The following is a 16191-nucleotide window of genomic DNA, read 5'->3' on the forward strand; positions in this document are numbered from 1 at the left end:
CTGCGCACTCGTCAACGACGACGCGGTACCACCCACACGAACCATCCCCGGATCTCGAACCGACTAATCAGTCCAAGAACCGGGGACCAGTCCACAGGCACCGGGCCTCCCGTCCGCCGTGGGGTCACCATCTCGGGCCGCGACCGGCATCCGAGACGTCAGCCGCTGACGGTAGGGTCGCCGCATGAGCGGGGCGACGATCAGCGTGCAGGACTTCGTCATGCGGTTCGGGGACCGGAACGTGGTCGACGGACTGTCGTTCGACGTCGCCGCCGGCGAGACGTTCGGCCTGCTCGGCAGCAACGGCTCCGGCAAGACCACGACGATCCGTGCCCTGCTCGGCATCACCACCCCGACCGCGGGCACCCTGACCATCGACGGCCAGCCCTACCGGCCCGCCACCGGTGGCATCGGGTACCTGCCCGAAGAGCGCGGGCTCTACCGCAAGGAATCCGTCATCGACGTGATGTCCTACTTCGGACGGCTCCGCGGGCTGCGCGGCCCCGAGGCGACGGCCTGGAGCATGGACTACCTGGCACGCGTTGGTCTGGCCGACCGCGCCAAGCTCCGCGTCGACAAGCTCTCCGGCGGGCAGCAGCAGAAGGTGCAGCTCGGCATCACGATCATGGACCGGCCGCGGCTGCTCATCCTCGACGAACCGACGAAGGGCCTCGACCCCGTGAACCGACGGCTGCTGCTCGACCTGGTCGACGAACGGAAGGCCGACGGCGCGACCGTCATCCTCGTGACCCACCACATGGACGAGGTCGAGCGGCTCTGCGACCGGATCCTGCTGCTCAAGGACGGCACCGCCGCCGCCTACGGGTCGATCCCCGACGTGCAGGACGCCTTCGGCGGCGCCGTCGCCCGGGTCGGCCTCGACGGACCGGTCCCCCGCTCGCCGCTGTACAAGCTCGCGCGGCACGAGGGGCACGTCGCCTACCTCGTGCCGACGTCCGCCGCCGCACCGGACGGTGCCGACATCCTCGCGGCGCTCGTGGCGGACGGTGTCCGCGTCACCGCGTTCGAGATGCGTCGGATCCCGCTCGACGAGATCTTCGTGCAGGTCTACGGCCACGACGCGCTCGCCGCCGCGGGGGCAGCAGCGTGAGCCGCCTCGGCACCGTCGTCCGGTTCGAGTTCGTCCGCGCGGTCAAGAAGCCCGCGTTCTGGATCGGCACCCTCGCACTGCCGGTCGTCATCGTCATCGTGTCCCTGCTCGTCGGCATCGGACAGGCAGCCGGCACCGACTCGGTCGTCTCGGGCTCGTCGGCCACGAAGACCCCGTTCCGCTACGTCGACCACTCCGGGCTGGTGTCCGAGTCCGTCGCGGCGAAGTGGGGCGGGTCGCCGTCCACCGACGCCGACGCCGACCGCGCCGCCGTGCGTTCCGGGGACCTCGACGCCTTCATCTCGTTCCCGTCCTCCCCCTCGACCTCGCCGATCACCGTCGATGCCGCCGACCGCGGCCTGTTCGCGAACGGTGGCTACTCGTCGCTCGCCGAACGGGTGCTCGAGCAGAGCGTCGCCGCGACCGTCGACGACCCCGAGACCGTCGAGCTCCTGCGTTCCCCACCGGCCACCGACGTCACGACCTACGCCGACGGGCAGGTCGCGCCGGGATGGCTGTCGATCGTTCCGCCGTTCCTGTACGTCGCCGCCTTCTTCGGACTCGTCATCCTGCTCGCGGCACGCATGGTGACCGTCGTGGTCGAGGAGAAGGAGAACCGCATCTCCGAGATGATCCTGACCGCCGTCACCGCCGGCGACCTGATCCGCGGCAAGGTGATCGCGATGCTGCTCGTCGGGTTCGTGCAGGTCGGGGTGTTCGTCATCCCGGGGCTGGTCGGGATGCTCGCCGTCCTGCCACTCGTCGCCTCGCAGCTCGGCGGGCTGACGATCGACCCGTGGCGCATGCTCGTCGGCGCGCTGCTGCTCGTCGGCGGCGTGCTGCTGGCGTCCGGACTGTTCGTCGCCGTCGGTGCCGCGGTGCCGTCGATCAAGGACGCCTCGGCACTGCAGTCGGCGGCGATCTTCGCCCTGATCATCCCGCTCTACGCGGCGTTCTTCGTGATGACCACCCCGACGTCGCCCGTCGCCGCGTTCTTCACGTACTTCCCGACGTTCACGCCCGTCACCGCCATGGTGCGGAACGCCGTCGGCTCGCTGAGCGTCACCGAGTCGGTGGTCTGCATCGTCGAGGTGTTCGTCGCCGCCGGCCTGCTGCTCTGGTTCGCCGAGTACCTGTTCCGGCACTCGGTCGCGCAGTACGGGTCGAAGGTGACGCTGCGCCAGATCGTGTCGTGGCGGCGGCGGTCGGTCTCCCGTTAGGGACGGCTCTGGGGTTCCCGCTCGGCTTCGCGTGCAGTCTGCTGGTGTTCCGCCGGTCGCTGGCGCTGCGGCGTCTCGCGCTCGGGGACGTCGGCGTCGAGGTCCCACGACGGCAACTCGTGCTGCTTCCAGCCCTGGCGGAGCGTCCGGACCGACCGGTCGAACTCCACCATGACGTCGATGTGCGGCCGGACGAGCATCTGGATCTGCAGTCCCTCGTACACCGCGAGCAGCTGCGTGGCCGCCTGGTACGACGGGATCGCCGATTCCTCGGCACCGTTGTCGAAGTCGCGCTGCAGACCGTTGCTGAGCTGCTCGACGTACTCGTCGAAGCGCTTGCGGAACAGCTCGGCGAAGCCGGACTCCGAGCTCGCGACCGTGATCACGCCCGCGAGGACGCGGACGAGCCCCGGGTCGGCGACGTCCTCGGCCAGGGTCAGCCGGACGTGGTCGATCGTGCACGCCGGCGGGGTCTTCCGACGGGTGCCACGCAGCTGCGTCCACCGGTCGTACGTCACCAGCAACAGGGCTTCCCACGCGGGGAACAACCGCTCCACGGTCTCGAGCGGGATGCCCGCGACCTCGGCCACCACCGAGGCGTCGACCGCGTCGAAGGAGTGCAGCCGGTAGGCGCGGATCGCTCCGCGGACGGTGCGCTCGGCGAGGGACTCATCGTCCTCGACGCGTTCGCCGTGCAGGGTTTCCATCCGACCATCCCATCGTGTGCGGTACCCCATTGTCTCGTCCCAGACCGGGGGCCGTCACATCCACGCCGGGTCGGCGTGGACCGGATCGGCGTGGGCGGGCCGTTCAGCCGGGTCGTCAGCCGACTCGTCAGCCGACGGTGACGGGGGCTGCCGGGGGCTTCACCCGCTGCTTCGCCCAGACGAAGAACCCGGTCAGCGTGAAGACGCCGTAGAAGACGTACATGAGACCCGACGCGTAGTACCCGGCCGAGAACAGGAGCGGGACACCGACAAGGTCGACCGCGACCCAGATGAGCCAGAACTCGACCCAGCCCTTCGCCATGCCGTAGGTGGCGAGCAGTGAGCCGACGAAGATCCACGCGTCACTCCACACCGGCTCGTACGACCCGAGGGCGCGGAACACCGGGGTGAGCAGGGCGGTCCCGCCGACCATGCCGACGACCAGCAGGACGCGCGTCCGCCACGACGCCCAGTGCGGTTCGATCACGGTGGACGTGTCGTCGGGCCGGTGGGTCCAGCGGTACCAGCCGTAGATGCTCACGATGATGAACATCACCTGGCGGCCGGCCTGGCCGAGCAGGTTGACGGGGTTCGGGGTGTCGAACAGTGCGCCCATGAAGACGGTGAACAGGAGCGCGTTGCCGACCAGCCCGACGGGCCAGGCCCAGACCTTGCGGCGCATCCCGCCGAGCGCGCTGAGCAGCCCGACGACGTTGCCGATCACCTCGCGCCAGAGCACCGTCTGGTCGCCGATGACGATCTGCGCGTCGAACAGCCAGCGCACGATGCCCATGGGCCCTCCTCGTTTCCGGTCGGTGCAACGGTCGGGGGCCGTCCGGCATTCCGGTGGTGATCGGGGTACAAACATGTCCTCCACAGGGTGGACAAAAATCACCCCCGTTCTGGGTCCATGCGAAAGCATGTTCCTACTTGTCCGCACTTTGGGGGACGAGTACCGTCGTCACCAGAGCGAGTCCAGCCCGCCCGAGCAGCAGATCTGCGCTCCGGAGCCCGGCGACCGCTCTCGGCAAAGGTCAGCCGCGACCCCTCACCCGCGAGGTCGATGACACCGTCCCACCGGCACGACGACCCGAATCACGAGCTGGTGGAATCCAGTGCGCCCCGAACGCACAGAACGGACCCGCCACCATGCACAAGATCGTCACCGGTGCCATCGCCGGCGCAGCCGGCATCGCCCTCCTCCTCGGTGGAGCAGGCACCTTCGCCCTCTGGAACGCCAGTGCCTCCAGCGCCGCGTCCTCGGTGAGCTCCGGCACGCTGACCCTCAGCGCGAACAACGACGGCGCCTGGACGGACATCACGAACGGCCGCTCGACCGCGATCAACCCCACCACCGCCCTGATGGTGCCGGGCAACACGTTCCAGTTCACGCAGACGCTGAACATCGGTGCGACCGGCCAGGACCTCAAGGCGAACCTGACCTACGCCAGCCAGTCGATCACCGGTGACTCCGCACTCCTCGCCGCGACGCAGAAGACCCTGGCCGTGACGTCCTCGAGCGCCACCGTCGTGCAGTCCACGTCGAACGCGAACACCTTCGTCGTCTCGCCGTCGGCGTCGACCTCGACCGTCAAGGTCGTCTTCACGATCACGCTGCCGTCCTCGGCGACGACCGGGCAGAACGGGTCGATCAACGTCGGCGCCCTGGCCTTCACGCTCACCCAGACCGCGATCGGTTCCTGATCCACCGATCGCACTGACGCGGGCCACGACCGGCCCCTGATCCGCCGGTCGTGGCCCGTGCTGGGCCCTTGTGGCCCGTCTGGGCCCTTGTGGCCCGTCTGGGCCCTTGTGGCCCGCACCAGCAGAGGCTCACGAGCACCAGGGGACGCACATGACCGGGACACCGAGGACGACGGGCCGCCACCGCGCGGCACGACGCCACCGGTGGATCCTGCCCGTCGCGCTCGCCCTGGTCGTCGCCGTCGCCACGGCGCTCCTCGGCGTCGGCGGGACCTACGCCCTCTGGAACGGCACCGCCAGCACCGCGGCCACCACCGTGAAGTCCGCGACCGCGACGATCACCGTCGGCACCCTGTCGACGATGAACACGACCGTCCTCGGACCGGGTACCGGAGTCACCGGCACCTTCGCCGTGAAGAACACCGGTTCGATCCCACTGTCGATGCGCGTCGCCACGACGTCCACGAACGTCGCCTACGCGACGAACGCGTCGTCGGCGGCCGTCCTCGGCGAGCTGACGCTCCGTCTGACCAACGTGTCATCGGCTGCGGCCTGCACCGCCGGGCTGTCCGGCGCGAGCGGCCGTCTCGCCGCCTTCGACACCGGTAGCGGTTCGTTCACGCTCCAGCCCGGTGCGAGCACCGTCGGCTGTGTCGAGCTGGTCCTCGACGCCGACGCGCCGCAGAGCGTGTCCGGCGCCGTCACCGACTTCACCCTCACCGTCACCGGAACGCAGGTCTCCGCATGAACCGCCGTCTCCGGCTCGTCGTCGCCGTGCTGCTCACCGCCGTGTTCGTCGGCGGTGGGTCGAGCGCCGCCTGGGCACTGTGGAGTGCGTCCGGCACCACGGCCTCGAGCGTCACGATCGGCAAGGTCTCCGCCTCGATCGCCGGCACGAGCGCGCTGACCACCACCTTCTCGTCCACGGTGACGTCGGTCACGAAGCCGATCACGCTCACCAACTCGGGCTCCATCGCCGGCACCGCGACGACCACCGTGTCCGTCGTCGCCGGCAGCTCGACGGCGCTCGCGCAGGCGGTCACCGTCGTCGCGTGGCCCGTCGCCACGACCGCGGCGTGCACGACGAACACCGCGGTCGGCAGCGGCTCGGTCACCGGCACCTGGGCGTCACTGCCGAGCATGACGTCCAAGCTCGCCGCCGGCGCCTCGGCCATCTGGTGCACCCGCAGCACGCCCAAGTCCTCGGCGCCGGCATCCGCCACGGCCAACGTGAACGTGAACCTCACCGTGGCGAGCGGCAGCTGGACCTCGGGCGTCGTGCAGGGAGGCTTCTACCTGAACACCTCGGCAGCGGAAGCAGCGCTGACCTGCAACGACCACAGCGGCAACTACGTCGACGTCACCTGGGACGCCGCAGGCCGCCCCAAGGAGACCTGGTACGCCGCCTACGTCGGGACCACGCCGGTCGGACAGAAGGCCCAGGACTACTCGGCGTTCATCACCATCGCCCCGAGCGACATCCCGGCGAGCGCGGGTACCTCCGGCACGCTCACCGTCACGGTCAAGGTCCTCGACAGCGCCGGCAACCCGACCTCGACCGTCGCCGGCAGCGGCCCGGTCACGCTCTTCACGCAGAACAACGGCGCGGCGATCCGGTGCGGCGCGTGACCCGCGCGGCGGCTCGTCCCGAACGTGCAGAGCGCTCCGGTGGGCGTGCGGTCGTGCACGCCGTCGTCCTCGGTCTCAGCACCGGGCTGCTCCTGCTCGTCGCGGCCCTCGCCGTCGTGCTCATCGTCGTCCCCAAGGCCACCGGGTCGATGCCGCTGACGGTCCTGACCCAGTCGATGGAGCCGACGCTGCCCCCGGGCACCCTGCTCGTCGTCCGCCCGACCGCCGTCGACGACATCGAGGTGGGCGACGTCGTCACCTACCAGATCGTCTCCGGCCAGCCGGCCGTCATCAGCCACCGCGTGACCTCGGTGTCCTCGTCGTCGAACGGGGCGCGCACGTTCGTCCTCAAGGGTGACAACAACGCGAAGGCCGACCCGGACCCCGTCGCCGCCGCGCAGATCCGGGGAGTCGTCTGGTACAGCATCCCCGAGATCGGTGTCGTCAACCAGCTCGTCAACGGCTCGCGGAGCTGGCTCATCCCGACCGTCGCCGGCGTCCTGTTGGCGTACGGCGGCGTGATGATCACCATCGGCACGGTCACGGCCGCGCGCCGTCGACGTGGGGCGTGCGGGCGCGGGCGACGTGCGACGGCCGGTCACGGGCGCCGCAGGGCATCGCACCGGGGCTCGGGGCAGGCCCCGGTCTAGGCTCGGTGGACGTGACCGACGGAGTGCAGCGAGCGAGGGAACTGCTCGACGACGCTGCACGACGGCTCCGTGCCGCCGGGGTGCCGGACGAGGCGCTCGGCGAGTACGCGCAGCCGAAGGCGGTGCTCGGCATCCGCCGCGAAGCGACCATGCGGCCCCTCGGTCGCGTGTGGCGGGTCGGTGCGCTGCTGATCGGGTCGTCGCTCGAGTCCGGCGGTCGGGTCTGGGCCACCGGGGCGATCACCCGGGTCACCGATCCGGGCCGGGCGCAGTTCCAGTCGGTCTCCGCCGAGGTCCGTCGGGCCTACCGTGCTGCTGCGGCGAAGGGACACTTCGCGGCCGGCGACACCGTCAACCACGGCGCCACGGCGATCGCGTTGGACGGGACGCTCGTCGGCTCGACCGGGGTGCTCTTCGTCGAGGACGACGTGCCGCTCGTCCGCTGGTCACCGGCTGCCGGCTCCGCCGTCCCGCTCGCCGACTACCTGGCCGACCGCGTCGGGTTGCTCGTCGAACCGCCCCGGGGTGCGACCGACTGACCCGCTATCGTGACGGCATGGACGGACAGCAGCCGCGCGAACGACGCAACCCCTGGTGGGCGGTGCTGCTCGTCTTCATGTTCGGGGGCGTGCTGTCGCTGGTCGCCGGTCGGATGCTGCCCTGGCAGGACCAGGACCGGCAGGACCCCGACTACTGACGGCTGGCGGAGCCGCCCGACGGTCCGAGACCGAGGCAGAACGCCATCACTGCTTGCTGCACCGGGAGCAGTGCGGCCTTGAACCCGTGCCCGACGAACGCGGGGTGTTCCACGGCATCGGCGCTGACCTCACGGCCACGCACGAACGGCGGACACGGGTCGAAGCGGGCTCCCGTCGGCGCGAGGTCGAGGAGCGCCGCGGTGATCCGGTACGACTCAAGGGCGTCGGCGTGCGCTCCGGGGCCGTCCGTCAGGATCACGTCCGCCGACCGCACGGCAGTCTCGAGGTCGTCGGTCCATGCAGCGCCCGGCGTTGCGAGGCCGGCCGGGCAGCATTGGACCAGGTCGAGTCGCAGGACTCGAGCAGCTTCCTGCCATGCCCTGGCGATGTTGCCGTCCGCCCCGACGAAGAGGAAGCGGAGCGACGAGATCTCCCCACGCTGCCGCAGTGCGTAGAGGTCGGAGAGGACCTCGCACGGGTGGTTCTCGTCGGTCATGGCGTTCACGACAGGCAGCGCATGCGCGGCAACCAGTCCCTCGATGACGGCGAGGTCACGGTGACGCACCACGATGATGTCGACCCAGTTGACGAGGTACCGGGCGACGTCTGCCAGCGCCTCTGGCTTGTCGAGCGTCGTGTCCGGGAACACGATCGGACCGAGCCCCATCAGCGAAGCACCCTGCTCGAACGTCACCCTGGTTCGCAGACTGGTCGGCGGGAAGAACATGGCTGCCGACCCCGCCGTCACCGGTCCCCGGCCGTGCTGGTACGCGTCAGCAAGCTCGAAGACCGCATGGACGTCGGACGGAGACCAGTCATCGAGCTTGGCGAGAGAACGCATCCCACCACCGTAGGGACTGTCCGGAACAGCGTGTGCTTGGAGGGTGTCAGCCTCAGCCGAACTCGTCCGATCGATACGCCACCGATGCGCCGCTGAGGAAGACCACCTGGGCACCAACGCCGACATCGGCTTGGATGCGCGCTGCCGTCCGGAGCCCGAGTGCGCGGGTCTCGGCGTCACCGAACGGCGTCCCGACTCGTTCGGTGAGGGCACGCCAGTGCACGATCGCCTTCGCGGTGCCATCACCAGTACCCGCGGCGCGTGCCGACCGGACGTCCCGCTCCCCGTCACGCAAGAACTCGACATCGGTTCCGGGCCGTGCACTCGGCAGCACGACGGCAGTACCCGCCTCGGCCACCGTGTCGATGCCGGCGCCGGCTCCGCACCAGACATGAGCATCGTCACCGAGCTCGAGTTGCACACGGCTCGCGAGCACGAATGCTTCGACGCGATGAGCCACGGACCGCTCCGGAAGGCCAGTCGAAGTCGGGCTCCCCGTGGGAATCGAAGACGTCGTTCCACGCCCGGAGGTCGTCGCGCAGCGGCCTGCTCAGCCCGAGTGCTCCCGCATCAACGCTCCCGATGCACTCGCGCGACCCGCGGTACCAGAGCGGGGAGTCGTCCACCATGTACTCGGCCATCACGAGGACGATCGCGCTCACCACTCGCCCAGCGTACGACGCCAGAACGGGAGGGTGCGAGCGCGGCCGGCGTGCACGACACTGTGATCGACATGAATGCCTCGTCTGTGCACGACCACCTGCGCCGCCGCCGATGGAGCAGCATCATCGGGCTGACGCTCGTGATCGTGGTGTCGCTCACCGCCTGCTCCGGCCGTGCGACGCCGGTTGACGACGCTTCCGCCTGGATGGAGAACGTCCAGGATCGGTGGGCGGACCAGCCCGGCGAACTCGGCGCTGGTGCCGGGACCAACGACGCGTCGAGTCGGCTGTCCCTGGGCGTCGCAGACGGCGGCGAGCGCGCACACGTCCGCGTGTCCGTCGCCTGCCAGGGACACGGAACCGTCCGCATCGCCGTCTGGGGTGGTCGCATCGCCGACGGCGCTGACACCGGCAGGGAGCTCGCGGCGCGCTCGGTCCAGTGCGGCCACGACGAAGACCTCTACGTCGTGACGTCGGCCGACTCGATCACCATCGGGCCGACGGCAGGTGACTCGACCGTCAGCTGGTACGCCGCCGCCTACGCCAATCTCGCAGCGCAGACGCACTGAGCGGAGCTAGCGGACGACATCCCACCCTGCCGGCATCTGCGGAGCGGACCAGTTCGGGTCCGGCACCCACCGCGACCAGTCGGTCTCGAACGGGAACGAGCCCGCGTGCACGGCCGCAGCGGCATCCTCGCCGGTGCGTTCGATCATCGCGCGGTCTGCTTCCGTGACCAGGCCCTCGTCCGTGTAGAACGCGAGTTCGTCTTCGTCCTTGTACCGAACCGACCAGCGGCCCGCATCGTCTCGGGTCGCGATGACGTCGAGGGTCCAGTCCTGGCTGTCGAAGCCGACGGAGGTACGCACCCATGGCAGCTCGAGGTTGATGTACCAGTCCGGCAGCCACTGCGTCCCATCGTGCCAGCGCCACACCGACCACGCTGCGCCCTTCGGGTGCACGCGGACCACGGTCGCTCCGAACCAGCTGTCCTCGACGTAGGAGCCGTCCCAGTCCGAGGGGAGGACGAGCCGCGCGTTAGGTCCGCTGCCGGTACCGGCCCGGCGACGGACCGCGGAGCCGAGCGGACTCGCGACCACCGCGACGTCGTCGTCATCGACGAGGACTCGACCCGCGACGGCGAAGGCGACGGCTCGACCGTGCGAACCGAGCGCGTGCAGACTGCGGAGGACCACGGATTCACCGGAGCGGAACGGTTCGCTCCGCACGTCGTTCGCAACATCGCCGTGCATCCGGTGATGCTCTCACAGGAGTTCTCGGTCACCGCACCCTGCATCACGATCCGGTGTCGAGCCCCGTGCTCTCCCCCGCGCTCTGTCAGGATGCCGCTCATGGGGGACCATAGAACGACCGCATCGGTGACCGGGGCGCTGCTCGCGCTGATCGTGCTGACGGGCTGCGCGGTCGAGAGCAGCACGGCCTCGAGCGGCCCGTCGACGAGCAGCACGCAGGCCGGCGCCACGACCGGAGAACCGACGGGCGCTGCGGGCACGTACGCCACTTCCGGGGACGGCGCCGGCCCCGGCGCCGACAGCCCACCGCAGTACGGGCTCAACAAGCGGCACCACGACCGCACCGACCTGAGCGCGGAGTCGGCGGCAGCGCTCGACGTCGCACGTGCTCAGGTGGAGCGGGAGCTCGCCGCGCAGTCGACCCCGGTCCTGCAGCCCGCGGTCGAGGAGATCCTCGACGGCGTCGGAGCACCGAACCGCTGGATCGTGACGACGCAGACCGGCGGGAAGGTGCTGTTCGAGGCACAGGTCGAGATGTCCGGGTGCCTGATCGGCGAGGTCCAGCGCGACGGCACGGCCGAGGTCACGGCCGCGGGCTGGGTCCTCGACGGCGGATGCCACGCCCTCGACGGGCACTGAACGGTCCGACCGGCACCGAGCGCTCCGACGAGCACTGCGCCCCGACAGAACCTAATCTTGTCGGATGCTCTCCCGACGCGACGCCGCCGTTCGACTCGACATCACCCTCGAGATGGCGACCCACCACGGAATCCCCTCGCGTCTCAGCGAAGCCGAACTCGACGCGATCGAACAGGATCCGCCCGCGTGGCTCGTGCAGTCCCGAGCGAACCGCACGGGTGCCAAGAAGGTCTGGGTCCGCCTCGAGTGCGTCGTCTGCGCGTTCGCCGAAGAAGCGCGGCCGAAGAAGTGGTGGCCGGAGTGGGACTACCTGATGTGCGACTACCACGAGCCGTACCAGGCGCCGGAACCGACTGCGGGGCTCACCCGACGTGAGGTCGAGGGCATCGGCAGCCGGTTCATCGCCCTCGTCGACGAACGCCCCTGACTGACAGCTCCACCCCACTCGCTGGGTACGGTCCACCCATGCCCTCCGAACGTCGTCGCCTGGTCCTCCCCGGACAGTACGGCCCCCTGTTCGACGACGGCGGTCCCGCGCTCGTCGTCGAGGCACGCGAGTTCTTCACCGCTCGCCCCGTCCACCGGGCGAAGGCCCACCTCTGGTTGAGTGCCCTGCGCCACCGCGTCCACGAACTCGGTGACCGTGCCGAGCTCGTCCAGGTCGACACCCTCCGCGAGGCGTTGACCGGCCGCGACGACCTCGAGGCGATCGATCCGCCGTCCCGCACCCTCCGCGCGCAGATCCGGCACTGGAGCCGGGGCACCGTGATCCTGCCGAGCCGCGGGTTCGTGACCGACGAGGACGAGTTCGCGGAGTGGGCGGCGCAGGGCACGGGTCGGTTCCGCATGGAGGACCACTACGAGCGTGTCCGGCGCCGTGAGGGCTGGCTGCTGCGCGACGGCAAGCCGATCGGTGGGAAGTTCAGCCTCGACGACCAGAACCGCCAGCCGCCGCCGAAGGGCGCGACGACCCTCGGGCTGCCCGAGCCCTGGTGGCCGGACGAGGACGACATCGACGACCAGGTGCGGCACGACCTGGACCGATGGGAGCGGGACGGCACCGCCCGGTTCGTCGGCCGCGACGACACCCGTCGGTTCGCGGTGACGGCGGACGAGGCCCAGCGTGCGCTCGACGACTTCGTCGCGGTGCGCCTCGGCGACTTCGGGCCGTTCGAGGACGCAACGTTGACGAACGACTGGACGATGGCGCACTCGCTCCTCAGCGTGCCGATGAACCTCGGGGTGCTCGATCCGCGGCAGGCGATCGACGCCGCCCTCGAAGCGCACCGCACCGAGGCCGCACCGCTCGCCAGCGTCGAGGGCTTCGTCCGCCAGGTCGCTGGATGGCGCGACTACGTCTGGCACCTCTACTGGTGGTTCGGCGACGACTACGGCGCATCGGAGAACGCCCTCGGCGCGCACGGACGCCTGCCCGACTGGTGGCGCGAGCTCGACGCGTCGGAGATCGACGCCGTCTGCGTGCGGACCGCGATCGAGGGCCTGCACGACCACGGCTGGCTGCACCACATCCAGCGCCTCATGGTGCTCGGCAACTGGGCACTGCAGCGCGGCTACGACCCGGTGCACCTGACCGAGTGGTTCACCGACGTGTTCGTCGACGGCACCGACTGGGTGATGCCGGCGAACATCATCGGCATGTCCCAGCACGCCGACGGCGGGATGGTCGCCACGAAGCCGTACACGTCGGGCGGTCGCTACATCGACCGGATGTCGGACCACTGCGGGGGCTGCCGCTTCGACCCGACGAAGCGGGTCGGCGACGACGCGTGCCCGTTCACGGCCGGGTACTGGGCGTTCCTCGCGCGCACCGAGCCGGCACTCCGTGACAACCACCGGATGGCCCGCCCGCTGCAGCAGATGCGGTCGCTGGCGGACCTCGACGAGGTCATCGTGCAGGAGGCCCGTCGCACCTTGCCGTGACGTCACCCGGTCCCGATAGGGTCGTGAGCGTGAGCAACGAGGCATTCGACGACCGCTACGAGCTGCGCGAGTTCGCGCCCGGGACGGATGACGAGGGGGCACCGAACGCCGAGACCGGATCGTGGATGCAGGCCGTCGGCCTCGGGTTCCACGAAGCCGATCCGGACGCCGAAGGTGCAGCCCGTATGGCGTCCCACTTCATCGCCGACGAAGAGACCTTCCTGGGCGTCTACGTCCGGAAGCCCTTCCCCGGGTCCGTCGACGAGACCTGGCCCGCCGGCACCTTCACGTGGTTCCGCAAGGCACTGAGCTGGGGCGACGGGTCGTCCGCCGACACGCAGGCCATCTCCGCGGTCACCGTCCGGCCCACCGAGCGTCGCCGCGGCATCCTGCGCCGCATGATGACGCACGCGCTCGAGCGCGGTGTCGCCGAGGGCTACGCCGTGGCGTCCCTGACCGCGTCCGAGGGCACGATCTACCGCCGCTTCGGCTTCGGCAGCGCGATCCGCGAGCGCGCGGTGCGCGTACGTCGCGAACGCGCACTCCCCCTCCTCGCCCCGACGTCGGGCTCGGTGTCCGTCGTCACGCCGCAGTGGCTCGCCGACGGCCCCGGCAAGGCGGTCTTCGAGCGCTTCCACACCCGCACGCCCGGCTCGATGGTCCGCAACGCGGGCACCTGGCCGGTCGTCTTCGGACTGCTCGGCAACGACGGCCAGAAGGCGAAGGACGTCCGTGCGGCGGTGCACCGCGCCGAGGGCACGGACGAGATCGACGGGTACGTCACCTGGCGCGTCAAGGAAGACGGGTCCTCCGACACCGCACTCGAGATCGTCGACCTGGTCTACGCGAACGACCAGGCCTACACGGCGCTGTGGGAGTTCGTGCTGTCGATCGACCTGAACGACGTCGTGAAGTACAACCGCTCGCGCCTCGACGACCCGATCGTCGCGGCCCTCGGCGACAACCGTGCGTACGACGTCGACCACGAAGAGGACCACGTCTGGCTGCGCGTCCTCGACGTGGCCGCCGTGCTCGAGTCGCGGCCGTTCGCCGTCGACGGCTCGCTGACACTCGCGGTCACCGATGCGCTCGGCCACACGACCGGCACGTACCGGCTGGACGTCCAGGAGGCCCGTGGCAGCGTCACGCGCATCGCCGACGACGTCGACGTGGCCGGTTCCGACGTCCAGCTCGACGTGGCAGAGCTCGGAGCGCTGCTCATCGGGTCGGTCTCGCCCGTCACCCTGGCGGCCGCCGGCCTGGTCCGCGCTGCGGACCCCGCGTCGATCGAGCTGCTGCGCGCGATGCTCCTGCCCCCGCGGACCCCGCACGGCATCACCTACTTCTGATGGACGTCCAGGACCTGAGCGACGAGGTCGAGGCCGTCTCCGCGTTCTACGCCGAGCGGCACGGCATCGACCGCACCGACGAGTGGTTCGTCCTGAAGCTCGGCGAAGAGGTGGGTGAACTCACGCAGGCGTTCCTCGCGCGCTCGGGTCAGGCTCGGCGCAAGGGCCGCACGGACGACGAGATCGAGCAGGGTTTCCGGGACGAGATCGCGGACGTCCTCGCGCAGGTCCTGCTCATCGCGCGGCACTTCGACGTCCCGCTCGATGCCGCTGTTCGTGAGAAGTGGGCGAAGTGGCACCCCGATCGGCTGGCGGCGGAAGGTTGAGCAGGGCCACGGAGCCGCTGGCACGTGCACGGCAGGTGGTGTCGGCGGTGGCGAGCCGGACACTGCGCCCAGCGCTCGTCGATCGCGTTCAGCTCGACGAGCGGACCATGTCCGCGGTCAGCGCGTTCGACTGGCTGGATGCGGACGGACCCGATGTGGCGCTGCTCGGCCGTACAGCGCAGGATCTGCAGCGTCTGCAGGCGCCGGCCGCGCTCCTGGAGTTCGACCGGATCCACCGGATGCCCGTGAAGGACGACGAGCGGCTCCCGCTGTCGACGCGCATCGTCGAGTTGGTGTTCGAGCGACTCGGATCGTCACGCCCGGTCACCGAGGCGGTACTGAACGCCGCCATCGCGATGTTCTGCGAGGACGTCGCGATCGTCCGACGTGACGCCGTCGACCTCGGTGTGGTCGATCGGACCGACGACGGCTCGTCCTACCGGTACGTGGCGGCGGGCTTCCGCACGGCGTAGCCTCCGCGCCATGAACGACGACGCGGTGGTCGAGTGGCTGCTCGACTCGGACCCGGCGATCCGGTGGCAGGTCGAGCGTGATCTGGTCGGTGCGCCGCCGTCCGTGTGGCAGCAGACCCGGGCGCGGGTCGCGACCGAGGGTCTCGGGGCGGCGATGCTCGCGCACCAGGACCCCGACGGGCAGTGGGCCGGCGGCGCGTACTTCCCGGCGGACTTCGACTTCGACGGTCCCGAGGCGGACGAGCCCGGGCAGCCCTACACGGCGACGACCTGGTCGCTGAACGCCCTGCGCGATTGGGGGCTCGACGCCGCGGTCCTCGGGGACACGGCTGCTCGGCTCGCGACGAACAGCCGCTGGGAGTACGAGGACCTGCCCTACTGGAGCGGCGAGGTCGACTGCTGCATCAACGCCTTCACCCTGGCGAACGGCGCCTGGCTCGGTGCCGACGTCGGGCAGCTGGCGGAGTGGTTCCTCGACCACCAGCTGGACGACGGTGGCTGGAACTGCGAGTGGATCGAGGGGTCGACGGTGTCGTCGTTCCACTCGACCCTCAACGTGATCGAGGGGCTCCTGCAGCACGAGCAGCTGACCGGCGGCAACCACCCCCGAGCAGCGGAACTCCGAGCGGCTCGACTCCGCGGTACCGAGTACCTGCTCGAACGACGGCTGCTGTTCCGGAAGCACGACGGCGAGCTCGTCGGGCCGTGGGCTAGCCGGTTCGCGTACCCGCTGCGCTGGATCTACTCGGCGCTCCGGGTCACCGACCACCTGCGGGTTGCTGCGCTGCAGGACGGTACCGCGCCGGACGCCCGGGCGGCCGAGGCGATCGAGGTCGTCCGTGCCGCCAGGAACGACGACGGGACGTGGACCCAGGGAACGCGGCCGCCGGGTCGGCAGTGGTTCGAGGTCGACGTCCCCGAGGGCGAGCCGTCGAAGTGGCTCACGCTCCACGGCACCCGCGTGCTGCGCTGGTGGGACGCCACCTGA

At 70.3% G+C, this 16191-nt stretch carries 21 protein-coding genes; 16 read left to right on the forward strand and 5 right to left on the reverse strand.

Going from position 1 to position 16191, the window contains the following annotated elements; genetic code table 11:
- Window positions 1–184 precede the first annotated feature (184 nt).
- On the forward strand, window positions 185–1111 hold the full coding sequence (locus EDF51_RS08840; RefSeq protein WP_123338726.1) for an ATP-binding cassette domain-containing protein: 927 nt from the start codon (window positions 185–187) through the stop codon (window positions 1109–1111).
- Window positions 1108–2331, forward strand: coding sequence for an ABC transporter permease (locus tag EDF51_RS08845; protein WP_123291959.1), 1224 nt, complete (start codon window positions 1108–1110; stop codon window positions 2329–2331). The genes EDF51_RS08840 and EDF51_RS08845 overlap by 4 nt, the downstream gene beginning before the upstream one ends.
- Here the strand turns inward: EDF51_RS08845 and EDF51_RS08850 are convergent.
- Both EDF51_RS08850 and pnuC read right to left on the reverse strand, forming a co-directional pair.
- Window positions 2328–3038, reverse strand: coding sequence for a hypothetical protein (locus EDF51_RS08850; protein WP_134194525.1), 711 nt, complete (start codon window positions 3036–3038; stop codon window positions 2328–2330). The genes EDF51_RS08845 and EDF51_RS08850 overlap by 4 nt on opposite strands.
- A 127-nt stretch (window positions 3039–3165) precedes the next feature.
- On the reverse strand, window positions 3166–3831 hold the full coding sequence (gene pnuC / locus EDF51_RS08855) for a nicotinamide riboside transporter PnuC (protein ID WP_131879493.1): 666 nt from the start codon (window positions 3829–3831) through the stop codon (window positions 3166–3168).
- A gap of 356 nt (window positions 3832–4187) precedes the next feature.
- Here pnuC and EDF51_RS08860 point away from each other — a divergent pair, with 356 nt between their 5' ends.
- From EDF51_RS08860 to EDF51_RS19840, 6 genes are all read left to right on the forward strand, one after another.
- Window positions 4188–4742 (forward strand): alternate-type signal peptide domain-containing protein, encoded by a 555-nt coding sequence (locus EDF51_RS08860; protein ID WP_123291956.1) that lies wholly within the window; start codon window positions 4188–4190, stop codon window positions 4740–4742.
- A gap of 151 nt (window positions 4743–4893) precedes the next feature.
- The gene (locus tag EDF51_RS08865; protein ID WP_123291955.1) at window positions 4894–5490 is read left to right on the forward strand and encodes a TasA family protein; all 597 of its coding nucleotides are present in this window, start codon (window positions 4894–4896) and stop codon (window positions 5488–5490) included.
- Entirely contained in the window at window positions 5487–6371 is an 885-nt protein-coding gene (locus EDF51_RS08870; protein WP_131879495.1) for a hypothetical protein, read from the forward strand. Before EDF51_RS08865 ends, EDF51_RS08870 begins: the two co-directional genes overlap by 4 nt.
- Window positions 6368–7021, forward strand: a complete 654-nt coding sequence (locus EDF51_RS08875; protein ID WP_243698073.1) for a signal peptidase I — start codon at window positions 6368–6370, stop codon at window positions 7019–7021. The genes EDF51_RS08870 and EDF51_RS08875 overlap by 4 nt, the downstream gene beginning before the upstream one ends.
- Before the next feature lie 11 nt (window positions 7022–7032).
- A complete protein-coding gene (locus EDF51_RS08880; protein ID WP_131879500.1) occupies window positions 7033–7560 on the forward strand; it encodes a hypothetical protein in 528 nt (175 codons plus the stop codon).
- 17 nt (window positions 7561–7577) lie between these two features.
- The gene (locus EDF51_RS19840) at window positions 7578–7718 is read left to right on the forward strand and encodes a hypothetical protein (protein ID WP_165901085.1); all 141 of its coding nucleotides are present in this window, start codon (window positions 7578–7580) and stop codon (window positions 7716–7718) included.
- Here the strand turns inward: EDF51_RS19840 and EDF51_RS08885 are convergent.
- Window positions 7712–8560 carry an ornithine carbamoyltransferase gene (locus EDF51_RS08885; RefSeq protein WP_123291951.1) on the reverse strand — a complete coding sequence of 283 codons (849 nt, stop codon included), beginning with the start codon at window positions 8558–8560 and terminating at the stop codon, window positions 7712–7714. The genes EDF51_RS19840 and EDF51_RS08885 overlap by 7 nt on opposite strands.
- Before the next feature lie 52 nt (window positions 8561–8612).
- Entirely contained in the window at window positions 8613–9020 is a 408-nt protein-coding gene (locus tag EDF51_RS08890) for a hypothetical protein (protein ID WP_131879502.1), read from the reverse strand.
- Window positions 9021–9293: 273 nt separating this feature from the next.
- Between EDF51_RS08890 and EDF51_RS08895 the strand changes: the two genes are divergently transcribed.
- The gene (locus EDF51_RS08895; protein ID WP_131879504.1) at window positions 9294–9791 is read left to right on the forward strand and encodes a hypothetical protein; all 498 of its coding nucleotides are present in this window, start codon (window positions 9294–9296) and stop codon (window positions 9789–9791) included.
- A 6-nt stretch (window positions 9792–9797) separates the two neighbouring features.
- Here EDF51_RS08895 and EDF51_RS08900 read toward each other — a convergent pair whose 3' ends face one another.
- Window positions 9798–10418: a DUF402 domain-containing protein gene (locus EDF51_RS08900; protein ID WP_165932360.1), complete on the reverse strand. Its 621-nt coding sequence runs from the start codon at window positions 10416–10418 to the stop codon at window positions 9798–9800.
- A 156-nt stretch (window positions 10419–10574) separates the two neighbouring features.
- Between EDF51_RS08900 and EDF51_RS08905 the strand changes: the two genes are divergently transcribed.
- The 7 genes from EDF51_RS08905 (at window position 10575) to EDF51_RS08935 (ending at window position 16191) form a co-directional block, all read left to right on the forward strand.
- The gene (locus tag EDF51_RS08905; RefSeq protein WP_133937976.1) at window positions 10575–11114 is read left to right on the forward strand and encodes a hypothetical protein; all 540 of its coding nucleotides are present in this window, start codon (window positions 10575–10577) and stop codon (window positions 11112–11114) included.
- A 64-nt stretch (window positions 11115–11178) separates the two neighbouring features.
- Window positions 11179–11541 carry a hypothetical protein gene (locus EDF51_RS08910; RefSeq protein ID WP_123291944.1) on the forward strand — a complete coding sequence of 121 codons (363 nt, stop codon included), beginning with the start codon at window positions 11179–11181 and terminating at the stop codon, window positions 11539–11541.
- A 38-nt stretch (window positions 11542–11579) separates the two neighbouring features.
- On the forward strand, window positions 11580–13055 hold the full coding sequence (locus tag EDF51_RS08915; protein WP_133937978.1) for a cryptochrome/photolyase family protein: 1476 nt from the start codon (window positions 11580–11582) through the stop codon (window positions 13053–13055).
- A 29-nt stretch (window positions 13056–13084) separates the two neighbouring features.
- Entirely contained in the window at window positions 13085–14404 is a 1320-nt protein-coding gene (locus EDF51_RS08920) for a GNAT family N-acetyltransferase (RefSeq protein ID WP_134194527.1), read from the forward strand.
- Window positions 14404–14730, forward strand: coding sequence for a MazG nucleotide pyrophosphohydrolase domain-containing protein (locus EDF51_RS08925; RefSeq protein WP_131845820.1), 327 nt, complete (start codon window positions 14404–14406; stop codon window positions 14728–14730). The genes EDF51_RS08920 and EDF51_RS08925 overlap by 1 nt, the downstream gene beginning before the upstream one ends.
- Before the next feature lie 107 nt (window positions 14731–14837).
- The gene (locus EDF51_RS08930; protein ID WP_131845821.1) at window positions 14838–15203 is read left to right on the forward strand and encodes a DUF2087 domain-containing protein; all 366 of its coding nucleotides are present in this window, start codon (window positions 14838–14840) and stop codon (window positions 15201–15203) included.
- 10 nt (window positions 15204–15213) lie between these two features.
- The gene (locus EDF51_RS08935; protein ID WP_134194529.1) at window positions 15214–16191 is read left to right on the forward strand and encodes a squalene cyclase; all 978 of its coding nucleotides are present in this window, start codon (window positions 15214–15216) and stop codon (window positions 16189–16191) included.

The sequence above is a fragment of the Curtobacterium sp. PhB25 genome, assembly GCF_004365375.1.
GTDB lineage: Bacteria > Actinomycetota > Actinomycetes > Actinomycetales > Microbacteriaceae > Curtobacterium.